Annotated in this window: 11 protein-coding genes, 1 rRNA gene and 1 pseudogene; 5 read left to right on the top strand and 8 right to left on the bottom strand. The window is 58.7% G+C overall.

Going from position 1 to position 11,157, the window contains the following annotated elements; translation table 11 throughout:
* Nucleotides 1-76: ribosomal RNA gene (gene rrf, locus AB5S05_RS22300) — 5S ribosomal RNA — on the top strand; the annotation flags it as partial.
* A 112-nt stretch (nt 77-188) separates the two neighbouring features.
* Here the strand turns inward: rrf and queD are convergent.
* The 3 genes from queD to AB5S05_RS21690 all read right to left on the bottom strand — a co-directional run bounded on the left by queD (nt 189) and on the right by AB5S05_RS21690 (nt 3,813).
* Nucleotides 189-545, bottom strand: coding sequence for a 6-carboxytetrahydropterin synthase QueD (gene queD / locus AB5S05_RS21700; protein ID WP_369289588.1), 357 nt, complete (start codon nt 543-545; stop codon nt 189-191).
* Between the two features lie 161 nt (nt 546-706).
* Nucleotides 707-1,852: a catalase family protein gene (locus AB5S05_RS21695; protein WP_369289587.1), complete on the bottom strand. Its 1,146-nt coding sequence runs from the start codon at nt 1,850-1,852 to the stop codon at nt 707-709.
* An 83-nt stretch (nt 1,853-1,935) separates the two neighbouring features.
* On the bottom strand, nt 1,936-3,813 hold the full coding sequence (locus AB5S05_RS21690) for a di-heme-cytochrome C peroxidase (RefSeq protein WP_369289586.1): 1,878 nt from the start codon (nt 3,811-3,813) through the stop codon (nt 1,936-1,938).
* A gap of 218 nt (nt 3,814-4,031) precedes the next feature.
* Here AB5S05_RS21690 and AB5S05_RS21685 point away from each other — a divergent pair, with 218 nt between their 5' ends.
* Complete coding sequence (locus tag AB5S05_RS21685; protein WP_369289585.1) at nt 4,032-4,499, top strand: DUF3429 domain-containing protein; 468 nt, start codon at nt 4,032-4,034, stop codon at nt 4,497-4,499.
* A 32-nt stretch (nt 4,500-4,531) separates the two neighbouring features.
* Here the strand turns inward: AB5S05_RS21685 and AB5S05_RS21680 are convergent, their stop codons facing one another.
* Complete coding sequence (locus AB5S05_RS21680; RefSeq protein ID WP_369289584.1) at nt 4,532-5,146, bottom strand: hypothetical protein; 615 nt, start codon at nt 5,144-5,146, stop codon at nt 4,532-4,534.
* Nucleotides 5,147-5,787: 641 nt separating this feature from the next.
* Between AB5S05_RS21680 and AB5S05_RS21675 the strand changes: the two genes are divergently transcribed.
* Together AB5S05_RS21675 and AB5S05_RS21670 are read left to right on the top strand one after the other, a co-directional pair.
* On the top strand, nt 5,788-6,618 hold the full coding sequence (locus AB5S05_RS21675) for an undecaprenyl-diphosphate phosphatase (protein ID WP_369289583.1): 831 nt from the start codon (nt 5,788-5,790) through the stop codon (nt 6,616-6,618).
* Nucleotides 6,619-6,703: 85 nt separating this feature from the next.
* Complete coding sequence (locus tag AB5S05_RS21670; RefSeq protein WP_369289582.1) at nt 6,704-7,672, top strand: alpha/beta fold hydrolase; 969 nt, start codon at nt 6,704-6,706, stop codon at nt 7,670-7,672.
* 183 nt (nt 7,673-7,855) lie between these two features.
* On the opposite strand, the gene AB5S05_RS21665 is transcribed toward AB5S05_RS21670, so the two are convergent.
* Entirely contained in the window at nt 7,856-8,209 is a 354-nt protein-coding gene (locus AB5S05_RS21665) for an MmcQ/YjbR family DNA-binding protein (protein ID WP_369289581.1), read from the bottom strand.
* Nucleotides 8,210-8,290: 81 nt separating this feature from the next.
* On the opposite strand from AB5S05_RS21665, the gene AB5S05_RS21660 reads away from it, so the two are divergent.
* The gene (locus AB5S05_RS21660; protein WP_369289580.1) at nt 8,291-8,797 is read left to right on the top strand and encodes a DUF1993 domain-containing protein; all 507 of its coding nucleotides are present in this window, start codon (nt 8,291-8,293) and stop codon (nt 8,795-8,797) included.
* A gap of 113 nt (nt 8,798-8,910) precedes the next feature.
* Here the strand turns inward: AB5S05_RS21660 and AB5S05_RS21655 are convergent, their stop codons facing one another.
* The 3 genes and pseudogenes from AB5S05_RS21655 to AB5S05_RS21645 form a co-directional block, all read right to left on the bottom strand.
* Nucleotides 8,911-10,500: an ABC-F family ATPase gene (locus tag AB5S05_RS21655; protein ID WP_369289579.1), complete on the bottom strand. Its 1,590-nt coding sequence runs from the start codon at nt 10,498-10,500 to the stop codon at nt 8,911-8,913.
* Between the two features lie 20 nt (nt 10,501-10,520).
* Nucleotides 10,521-11,036: pseudogene (locus AB5S05_RS21650) on the bottom strand (tyrosine-type recombinase/integrase); the annotation flags it as partial.
* A partial coding sequence (locus tag AB5S05_RS21645) for an integrase core domain-containing protein (protein ID WP_369289496.1) occupies nt 11,033-11,157 on the bottom strand: 125 nt, incomplete at its 5' end. The gene AB5S05_RS21645 and the pseudogene AB5S05_RS21650, both read right to left, overlap by 4 nt.

Below are 11,157 nucleotides of genomic sequence, written 5' to 3'. Positions count from 1 at the left end.
CGAACTCAGTAGTGAAACGATTCATCGCCGATGGTAGTGTGGGGTCTCCCCATGTGAGAGTAGGTCATCGTCAAGCTTCTAAAACCAAACCCCCCAGCCGCTAACGCGGCTGGGGGGTTTGTCTTTGCGCGCGGAAAAGTCCAATCAGGCCAGAAAAAAGCCACCCTGCGGTGGCTTTGGTAGTCCGGTCAATCGCCGCGGTATTCGCAGCCACTGGTACAGGTTTCGTGAATGCGAATGCGAGATAACTCTGGTAGTAGAGGCTTGAGCTGCTGCCAGACCCATTTGGCAATGACCTCGCTGGTCGGGTTCTCCAGACCTGGGATGTCATTAAGGTAGTTATGGTCCAGTTGCTCATACAGTGGTTTAAAGATTGCTTTTATTTCAGCAAAATCGCGAATCCAGCCGGTATATGGGTCGACCTGTCCCTCGATATAGACGGCGATTCGAAAGGAGTGGCCATGCAGGCGTCCGCATTTATGTCCGTCAGGAACATGGGGCAGTCGATGAGCGGCTTCGAAAGTGAATTCTTTGAACAGTTCCACGAAATGTCTCTCTGAAAGTGCGCGGCAGCTGATGCCGCCTTGATAGGCACTGATCTTACCAGTTCGGCCCAGGCCAAAACCAATGCACAGGGCGTTGGCGATGGCCATTGCGCGTCGGGCGGCGCCTAGCGCCCGATGCCAGATCGTATGCCCTATCGCACCTACGGGGTTCCATTTGCTCGATTGCGTTCATGCCGATAGACGCTGACAGCTTGATAGACGGCTTTTCTCAGGCGATTTATCCCGCCAATCGGGCGGTGTTCTGGCAGTGCATGCCATGGATTGAAGGAGAGTTCCTCACAGAAAACATTCTGTTCGCGGCTGTCGAAATCTTGAGCCGATAAGCGGATGCTGGCCACTGTCTCGTAAGGCGAGATCGATTCGTCCCACTCGACACTAGGGTCTTCGATGGGCATGTAGTGGGACGGATCCTGCCGCTGAATTTGCATGGCCAGGCACGCGGGTACACGGTCGAGGGACAGTTGCCGGTAGAGCGCACTACGGAGGAAGTTGGGCTGGTCCCTGTTAGCTTGCTGCACATTGTAGTCAGGGCAGTTTTCCGGGGCTGGAATCACGCGATACTTGATGTTGTGCGGGCCAAGTTTGAAGGGGGCAATGGAGTTATACGTGGTGGCGACCGGGCTTTCCGGTGCCGGTGCCAAGGTCTTCAAGGCGATGACCAAATGGCGCAACTCCCAGCTGCGCGGATCCCAGCTCGGGAAGAAGGCCAGTATTTTTTTTCCTTCGGCTTGAGCAGAAAAGTTGCTCTTGTATTCCGCCACATCGCGAACGAAGAATGCCGGATGGTTGAACATCACCCAGTCCTGCTCCGTCGCATGGGCGGTGCCGCCCAGCAGTTTTTCGCCTGGTACATCGAGAAGCTTGACGGCCATTCCGCGGGCGTCGCGGGCACGGTCGAATTGCGGATAGGCATTGCCGTTAGAGAAGCGCACCCAGGCCTGCCAAGTCTTGCCTGGCTCACTGAAAACGCCATGCTGAAGACTGCTGTCCAGATCAGCCAGGACTGTGATTTCAGCCTTGACGCAACCATGCGCCTTGGCGTGCGCATCCCGGAGCACGTGGGTGTTGTCCCGGTGCTGCTCGACGATGCGGATCGCATCTTCAATGATGCCATCGGTGAGCGCAGCCTCCCCGGGAGGAATGACCTCTTCGCTGGGCACCGGGCCGGAAAATTTCCAATTGTAGTAAAGCGAGCCAAAGCCCCATCCACCAAGCCCGACTATCAGCGTTGTCAGGAATAGCCTGCCGAATAGGCGTCCGAGCCAGAGCCAGGTGTTCTTGAGCATGAGCGATCTCTTCCTTTTCGTAATTGTTGTTCCTGTCAGGCTTCCGGGAGCGACTGATAGGCTTGCCGCTCAAGGAGCGGCTGCTAGATCTGGCACTCTGGGCCTGGGTTCCAGGGATTGGCCTTGACCGGCTCGAGTTGATTTTCGAGAGTTCGGTCGCCCAGTACCTTGAGGTATTCGATCAGTGCCAGGCGCTCTTCCGGCTGCAGGGCACGACCTATCACGCCGCCCTGTCGGCAGCCGTCACGGAATTCGTGACCGCGGTTACTGTTGCCGGTGATGCTGGTGTCGTATAGGAACCCTCCTGGGAACTTTGTGCTGCTGAAGCCGACTTTATTCGGATCGAACTCGAAATTACCTACCCAGAACTGGGTTGGCCGTTCAGATACGGGTGAGAGCAGGTGGAAGAGTGTTGGCACTGAGCCGTTATGCAGGAAGGGTGGGGTGGCCCAGATACCTTGCAATGGTCTGGCCTTGTATCCACGCTTCTCTTGTACACCAATCGGCAGGCCATAGCCGTCCATGCGCCAGCGTTCTCTGGGTTGGATGCCGGCGTCCCGATAAGCCCGGTTTTCTACGTAGGCGGTGATATAGGCCAATCCCTTCGCGCTGGAGATCTGCTGCAGGTCGACTTGGTCCAGTGCTGCGCCGAATAGACGTACATCAAGCTTGCTCAGTTCGCTCTTGTTCCAGCCGAGCTTGCTGATATCGAATCGATGATCTGCAATGTTGTCCGCCGTCGTTGAGTCTGTGCCAATCACATCGGTCGGAACGATGCGCATGCGCCATTCTGGATTGCGTGCCTTGGCTAAGCGCTCGTTGCGTGGTTTGGGATCGGCTGCATGACAATAAGCGCAGTTCTCGCTGAACAAGGCCCTGCCTCGGCTGGCGAGTGGCAGGTCGATATTGCCGAAGATGGGCTCTGGCCACCTTGGTGGTTCGAGTTGCTTGAGGGTTTCTTCCAGGGTGTGTAGATCCCGCAACCGAACACTGGAGGAATAACGCTCCTCTTCTGCGACCGGCGTTCCATCAGGTTGCATCAGATGCAGCGTTGCCCCTACTCCGAGTGCTTCGCCGATATTACGCGCCATGGGTTGCATGGCCGATCCGTTCCACTGGACCCAGTCGAATTTCCAGATATCCCAGACGTGAGGATAGCTGACGGGGGCATTGGCTATGCGGTAGTTGCGCTCATCTATGGCATCGCCATACACACTATTGGCGATGCGGCCGAAGGCATCTGTCCGGCCGAAGCCTTCTTCGGTGGGATAAAGGCCACGTTTCCAGTCGTTGAACGCAGTACCGAGCATTCGAACGAGTACGGCTTTGAATTCACGGCGCAGTCGTGAGCGGTCTTCGGAGGAGTAATCCGCGCCAAGTACTTCTTCAGCGAAACGACGGAATTTAAACGGATTGTAGTAGGTGAATGCCATGCTCATACCCAGTGCTTGGCCAAAGCCGCCGCCACGTAGAGTGGGTACTGTCGAGGCCAATGAATGCAGGGCCGGGCCGCCATCGATCCGTACCGCCTGACCCTTATAGTGGAGTTCACCGGTGTGGCATGCGGCACAACTGATATCCAGATATTCGGCGCCGGACTCGTTATCGGCATGGCGAGCAAAACCCACCGGTAGGTTAGCGGGGTTCAGTGCGGTTGCTTGCTGCTCTGGATCAATAAGGAACCCAAAGCGTGCGAGATACTCTGGGCGGGCAAATTTTTCGTCGCTGAGGGGCATCTCCAGCGCGGTGAACCAGTCATAGCGCAGGCCCTTAACGCGCGTGCCTTGGGGGGTGTAGTAATAAGTCTGACGAAGTTCCGGGCTCCATTGTTCGAGGTAGTGAAGCTGCTCGGGTTTGTGATAGTTCGGTAGGTTGGGATTGGCCACGAAATACAAGCCAATGCTTAGGCCGGCAATCAGGAGTAGAAGCAAACCGATCAGGGTGCGACGCAGCGTGCGCATTAAGATACTTCCTTGTTGCATTCTTATTATTTCCTTTATGCCAAGATGAACTGACGATGGCAAGGCGCCGGCGGGGGCTTTGCGGGTGATCAGGTCTTTAAGCGGCTAATGGCAAGCTTGAGTCGCGGAATTCTGGCGGGGTCGCTGGATAGCTTTCGCTTAATGGCTGGCGATAATTCGCGCTATGGTGTCACGGTGAGGACACGCAGGAGTCGTACATGCATCCATTTGAGGCCAAAGAACCACCTCGGCTAGCCATACTGCTTGGGTACGCCGGGTTGCTGCCCTTTGTGAGTGGCGCCTTGGGCATCTGGGTTATTCCTGTGGGCTGGCGATCCTTCGTAATGGCAGCCTTGCTCGATTACTCCGTTCTGATCTTGGCCTTCATGGGGGCAATACACTGGGGCTTGGCAATGCGTGCGGATGCGTCGGATGAGCGGGCCCAGATGCAACTGGGCTTGTCCATCGTTCCCCCTTTGCTGGGCTGGTTGGCTGTTGCCAGTGGCATACCGATGTGGCTTAGCTTGCCGATATGCCTGATTGCCTTTATCGCTCTCTATCTTGCCGACTTGCACGCCACCAAGGTGGGCTTGGCGCCTCGTTGGTACCCGCGCTTGCGCACGCCTCTGACTGCAGTGGTTACGCTGAGCCTGCTCTTGGCTTGGGCCAGCGTACTGGTCGACTGAGTCGGCCGGGCCATCGGGAGTGGCGCGAAGCCCTAGCAGGCCAGGCTGTCTGCCTGACGATATAGCATGAGCAATTTGCGGGTAATGGTTTGCTGTATATCGTCTCGCTCGAAAGAGGAGAGGCGAGTCAGGCGATTGACTTGCAACCGATGAAGATGGATGTACGGCATCTGCTGATCGAACTCACGCAAGTCCCCCTTCATCATGATTGGCAGAAACACATCGCCGATTTTTTTCTGGTTGCTGATGATCTGCGCTAGCGCCGCTTTGAAGGGCATGGTTTTGGGCGCGGGCCCGCCCTCCTTGAGCTGGGTGGTAAGTAGCAGGCCGGGTTTGCCCAGAACGGCTCCAGGCAGCACACAGAGCCCTGTTTTACGCACCGCTTGAGCCTCTATGCCGTGCAGGGTGTCATGAAACGCATAGGGGTTGGGCAGCACCACCATCTTGCGGCCCTGATCGCTGGGAAAATGCAGATCGTAGTTGGTATAGAGCTGGCGAACGGATTCGGAGTAGACGCAGAGGCGATTTTCGAACAGCTTCATAAAGCGTTCGGCCAGTTCGCGGCGAGCCATGCTGTCCAGGTCCCAGATAAGGTCCTGGTTCTGAGGTCGGCTGAGGTCGACTTCCTGGTGTTCCATATGGCTCATGCATTCCTCTACACGCGAATCTAGACAAGAAGCCGGTTGGTGTACTCGGTCAGTTGAGCCAGATGCTGCCTGGCATCAGCAGGTTTTTCTGCCACAACTGCATCGCCGTTTGCCGATCTGGCTGCCTGGGTACATTTTGACCGATGTACGGGACCGATGGCGACTGTTGCAGTGTGGCGCTGGCAAGCGATGCATTCAAGCCTGCCAGCGCAGGTAGTGAATCTGCAGTTTGTCCCAGGCGCTGGCCGAGGGCCCCGCTTGTTCCCAGGTGCGTCAATAGGCCCGGTTGCTTCCATGAATCACCTCCATGGCAGCCTCCGAGGTGGCTTGCAGGCATTCGATCGTACTCGGGTTTTCCTGGCGTGCCTGCCAGTAAAGGGCCCATAGCCACTCGTTCGGGGGCGAGTGCTCGGCGGGGTGTCGGAATTCGTTCTTGTCCAGTGGGCAGGAAGTTGCGCAGAGACGGCAATCGAGCGTGTATCTCTGATAGCATTTCGCGCTCGCAGCACCAGTCCATAGCTAGGTGCTTGTTCCCACTGGTGGAACCTCTCGTTGTGGAATGTGTCCCAGCGTCGTTCGATGCTGGTTTTTTGCTGATTAATTTGCTCGCATGCCGCGCAGTGCACGTAGTAGGGGAATGGATGGAACTTTGGCTTGCGGTGCAGGCGTTGATTCTGGGGATTGTAGAAGGCTTCACCGAGTTCCTGCCGATTTCCAGTACGGGTCACCAGATCATAGTCGCGGATCTGATTGAGTACCGTGGCGAACAGGCGATGGCATTCAATATCATCATCCAGCTGGGGGCCATCCTCGCGGTGGTCTGGGAGTTTCGCCAGAGGATCATCGAGGTGCTGCTCGGACTGCCGAAGGAACAGAAGGCGCAGCGCTTTACCGTCAACTTGCTGATCGCTTTCCTTCCTGCCGTGGTCATAGGGGTGAGTTTCGCCGACCTGATTCATCACTACCTGTTCAATCCGGTCACCGTGGCCAGTGCCTTGGTCGTCGGTGGCGTGGTCATGCTCTGGGCCGAGCAGCGCAGTCATGTGGTACGCGCCGAAAGCGTGGATGACATGCGTTGGAGCGATGCCTTGAAGGTCGGGTTCGCCCAATGTCTGGCGATGATCCCGGGTACCTCCCGCTCCGGAGCAACCATCATCGGCGGGCTCCTGTTTGGTCTGTCACGCAAGGCCGCCACCGAGTTTTCGTTCTTCCTGGCGATGCCGACCATGGTCGGCGCGGCCGTGTATTCCGGCTACAAGTATCGGCAGCTGTTCCAGCCAGCGGATTTGCCAGTCTTCGCGATTGGCTTCGTCACCTCTTTCGTTTGCGCCATGATCGCCGTGCGAGCGTTGCTCAAGTTCATTGGCAGCCACAGCTATGCGGTATTTGCCTGGTATCGAATCGGCTTTGGCTTGTTGATCCTGGCGACTTGGCAATTCCACTTGATCGACTGGAGCACGGCCCAGGGCTGAGGGTGTGGGGCTCTATTCGTCGGATTGATAAAGGGCGCGCCAATTGGCGCGCCTTTGTCATAGTGGGCTTGCTATAGGAGGCCCCATGAATACGCTCACGCATCAATTTCTGGACGTCAACGGCATCACCCTGAGCCTATACAGCGCTGGCCCCGACTCGGGACGGCCGGTGTGGCTGCTGCATGGTTTTCCCGAGTGCTGGCATTCCTGGCGTCAGCAGATCATGCCGTTGGCGCAGGCCGGGTACCGGGTGTTGATTCCGCAAATGCGCGGGTATGGTCAGAGCAGTGCGCCGTGTGACCCCGCGGCCTATGACCTGATAACCATATGTGGCGATATCCAGGCGGCGATGGACCGGCTCGGCCAGGCCGATGCCTGCGTGGTCGGCCACGATTGGGGCGCGCCCGTCGCCTGGCACCTGGCCCTGCTCGAACCGCAGCGGGTCAGGGCGGTGGTGGGCATGGCCGTGCCTTTTGGCGGGAGGCCGAAACAGCCCGCGCTGGAGATCATGCACCAGCTGTATGCCGGGCGGTTTCACTACATTTTGCACTTCCAGACGCCAGGTGTTGCCGAGCGCGAGATGGATGCCGACATTCCGCGGACCCTGCGCATGATGATGCATAACACCTCGGCCGCCGTGCCCAAGGATTTCTTCCTGCAGGAAAAGCCGGCCGGAGCCGGGCTGTTCGATGGCATGCAGGACCCCATGGCACTGCCGCACTGGTGCGACGAACAGGCATTCGCCGAATACCTCAAGACGTTTTCCGGGCGCGGTTTCTATGGGGCGCTCAATTGGTACCGCAACTTCGAGCGAAACTGGCTGCGTACGGCGCCATTGGCCGATAGACAAATCGAGCAGCCAGCGCAGTTTCTGCTGGGCGACAAGGATCCGGTGGGTACGCTGGAGGCCTATACCCTCAAACAGATGTCCAGGCTGGTGCCGCGTCTGGAGTCGCACCTGTTGGTCGACTGCGGGCATTGGATCCAGAACGAGCAGGCCGAGCAGGTAAACCGCCATTTGCTGGATTTTCTCGCCCGCCATTTTCCGGCTTGAGCTCTGCGCAATAGGGGCATTCTCCAGCCGTGGGAAGACAGCGTGCGAGTAATCCGCGCTTACTTCGGCCAGACGCTGCAAGTGTCGACGGCTGGCGGAGCAGCCCCTTAAGCTTTCAGCACGAAACCCGCTGGACAAACCTGCGTCGGCAAGCTGGCATGCGGTTATCTATCTCGCTGGCCTTCAGGCATCGAGCAAGAGCCCGACCTGCAGGCGCTTGGGCAGTTTGCGCACGACCAGCTGATGCGAGCGGGCCAGCAACTGACGCAGCTCCTCATCGGCAAGCGGCGGGTTGGCGCAGCTCATACTGATCCAGTGTGCCCTGGCCAGGTAGGGCGCGGGGCGGATGCCGGGGCGATCTACATAGCCCAGGAACAGGTCGCTGTCGACCTTGAAGGCCAGTTCATGGCCGAGGAAGTTGAGGATGGCGAACATCTTGTTCCCCGCCACGGAGAACACCTGGTTGTTGCCCCATTTGAAGTCTTCGCGCGCGCCCGGTAGCTGTAGGCAGAAAGTCGCGATCTCGGCTTGTTTCATCTGGTTTCCGCCAGGCTGCAGGTTCTCTGGCTAACCTAGCAGAGCGCAGTACCTTTCTTCAGCCTCGATGGAGATATTCTTATGTCCTTGTTCATGTATCACGCCTCGATTCCGCCGCTGACCCGCATGCTCGGCAACCTGTCGGCCATCCTGCGCAAGGCGGAGGCCTATGCCGTCGAACGCAAGATCGAGCCGAATGTCCTGCTCAACGCCCGCCTGGCACCGGACATGCTGCCGCTGCTGCGTCAGGTGCAGATTGCCAGCGATAACGCCAAAGGCTGCGCGGCGCGCCTGGCCGGCGTCGAAGTGCCGAGCTATGCCGATAACGAGAGCAGCTTCGCCGAGTTGCAGGCGCGAATCGACAAGACCCTGGCCTTCATGGGCGGCATCCAGGCGGCGCAGTTCGAGGGCAGCGAAAGCAGACCGGTCACCCTGAAGTTTCCGAGTATGGAGTTGAACTTCAACGGTCAGGACTATCTGTTCAACTTCGTCTTGCCCAACTTCTATTTCCACGTCTCCACGGCCTACGGGATCCTGCGTCACAATGGCCTGGACATCGGCAAGCTGGATTACCTGGGCAAGCCATGAGCACCGCCGCCTGGCACGGGCGCCGGACAGCAAGAAGCCCGCGTGTTAGGCGGGCTTCTGCTGGTCGTCTGGCAAGTGGCTGGAGCCGCTACGGATAGCGAGCGCAGGGGGCTTCAGACAAGCACGCCCTGACTGCGCAGGTAGTCGTCGTAGCTGCCGCTGAAGTCGGTCACGCCGCTGTCGGACAGCTCGATGATGCGGGTCGCCAGGCTGGAGACGAACTCACGGTCGTGGCTGACGAAGATCAGCGTGCCAGGATAGTTCTCCAGGGCCAGGTTGAGCGCCTCGATCGACTCCATGTCCAAGTGGTTGGTCGGTTCGTCCATCACCAGCACGTTGGGCTTCTGCAGGATCAGCTTGCCGAACAGCATGCGGCCCTGTTCGCCGCCGGAGATCACCTTGACCGACTTGAGGATCTCGTCGTTGGAGAACAGCATGCGCCCCAGGGTGCCGCGCACCAGCTGCTCGCCGCCCTGGGTCCAGCGGCCCATCCACTCGAACAGCGTGCTCTCGTCGGCGAAGTCGTCGGCATGGTCCTGGGCGTAGTAGCCCAGTTCGGCGCTTTCGGTCCACTTGACGGTGCCCGCGTCGGGGTGCAGCTCGCCGACCAGGGTGCGCAGCAGGGTGGTCTTGCCGATGCCGTTGGGGCCGATGATGGCGACCCGCTCGCCGGCCTCGACGGTGAAGCTGAAGCCCTTGAACAGCGGCTTGCCGTCGAAGCCCTTGGCCATGTTGTCGACAGTCACGGCCTGGCGATGCAGCTTCTTGTTCTGCTCGAAGCGAATGAACGGGCTGACCCGGCTGGACGGCTTGACCTCGGCCAGCTGGATCTTGTCGATCTGCTTGGCGCGGCTGGTGGCCTGCTTGGCCTTGGAGGCGTTGGCCGAGAAGCGGCTGACGAACGACTGCAGTTCGGCGATCTGCGCCTTCTTCTTGGCGTTGTCCGACAGCAGCTGCTCGCGCGACTGGGTGGCGGCGGTCATGTACTCGTCGTAGTTGCCCGGGAACAGGCGCAGCTCGCCGTAATCCAGGTCCGCCATGTGGGTGCACACGCTGTTGAGGAAGTGGCGGTCGTGGGAAATGATGATCATGGTGCTGTTACGCGCCGTGAGGATGTTTTCCAGCCAGCGGATGGTGTTGATGTCCAGGTGGTTGGTCGGTTCGTCCAGCAACAGTACGTCCGGGTCGGAGAACAGCGCCTGGGCCAGCAGCACGCGCAGTTTCCAGCCCGGTGCCACTTCGCTCATGGGGCCGAAGTGCTGGGCCAGGGGGATGCCCAGGCCGAGCAACAGCTCGCCGGCGCGGGATTCGGCGGTGTAGCCGTCCAGTTCGGCGAACTCGGTTTCCAGCTCGGCCACGGCCATGCCGTCTTCTTCGGTCATCTCCGGCAGCGAGTAGATGCGGTCGCGCTCGGCCTTGACCTTCCATAGCTCGGCGTGGCCCATGATAACGGTGTCGATCACGTTGAACTCTTCGTAGGCGAACTGATCCTGGCGCAGCTTGCCCAGGCGCACGTTCGGCTCCAGCATCACCTGTCCGGAGGAGGGCTCCAGGTCATTGCCGAGGATTTTCATGAAGGTCGACTTGCCGCAGCCGTTGGCGCCGATCAGGCCGTAGCGGTTGCCGTTGCCGAACTTGACGGAAACGTTCTCGAACAGGGGCTTGGCCCCGAATTGCATGGTGATGTTTGCGGTGGAGATCAAAGGGCTTACCTATCAATAACTTAGCTGTGGTCTGGAACGGCTGATACCAATTTGATACCAATTTTCAGCTTTTCCAGCTCGCTCCAGTCGGAGCTCGAGTTGATCCAGCGGGCATACGTAGAGAGCAGCATCTGCACGCTATGGCCGAGCTGCTGGGATATGAATGCGGGGTTCATGCCAGACATTAAGCATATTGTCGCATAGGTATGACGACAGTTGTACGGCGGCCGATAGCGGACGCCTAGTGCCTTCAACGCAGGTCGCCATTGGTGATGCAAGTCGGAGGTTTGTTTTACGTATTCGCTGTTTTTTGAAGGGGGGAAGATATAGGGTGTTTCGATTACCTTTCCCACACCAGATTTGCGGCGCTCCGCGTACGCTTTGGCGAACTCCAGGGCGTGCATGGCTCTCGCATTTAGCAGAACGACGCGGTCGCTACCGGTTTTGGTGCGTTCTTCAATGACGCCTAGTGCGACTGTTCGACGGACATGCGCTACCTGTTGCGTCATGTCCACGGCATCCCAACGGAGGGCTAGCTGTGTAAACCCAGTACGTTGTTCAGTGGAAGTGGCGCGCGGCTAATGGGCGGGCTGTAACCGAGGCTGGCATGTGGGCGGTGCCAGTTGTAGTGGTGCAGCCATGGCAGCAGGAGGGCTG

It is taken from the genome of Pseudomonas zhanjiangensis (assembly GCF_041027545.1).
GTDB lineage: Bacteria > Pseudomonadota > Gammaproteobacteria > Pseudomonadales > Pseudomonadaceae > Aquipseudomonas > Aquipseudomonas zhanjiangensis.
This window is presented reverse-complemented; position numbering and strand designations above follow the sequence as displayed.

Coding starts and splice junctions, on each gene's coding strand:
- AB5S05_RS21695 (WP_369289587.1), bottom strand. CDS start 1,852: ATGCTCAAGAACACCTGGCTCTGGCTCGGACGCCTATTCGGCAGGCTA.
- AB5S05_RS21690 (WP_369289586.1), bottom strand. CDS start 3,813: ATGCGCACGCTGCGTCGCACCCTGATCGGTTTGCTTCTACTCCTGATT.
- AB5S05_RS21685 (WP_369289585.1), top strand. CDS start 4,032: ATGCATCCATTTGAGGCCAAAGAACCACCTCGGCTAGCCATACTGCTT.
- AB5S05_RS21680 (WP_369289584.1), bottom strand. CDS start 5,146: ATGAGCCATATGGAACACCAGGAAGTCGACCTCAGCCGACCTCAGAAC.
- AB5S05_RS21675 (WP_369289583.1), top strand. CDS start 5,788: ATGGAACTTTGGCTTGCGGTGCAGGCGTTGATTCTGGGGATTGTAGAA.
- AB5S05_RS21670 (WP_369289582.1), top strand. CDS start 6,704: ATGAATACGCTCACGCATCAATTTCTGGACGTCAACGGCATCACCCTG.
- AB5S05_RS21665 (WP_369289581.1), bottom strand. CDS start 8,209: ATGAAACAAGCCGAGATCGCGACTTTCTGCCTACAGCTACCGGGCGCG.
- AB5S05_RS21660 (WP_369289580.1), top strand. CDS start 8,291: ATGTCCTTGTTCATGTATCACGCCTCGATTCCGCCGCTGACCCGCATG.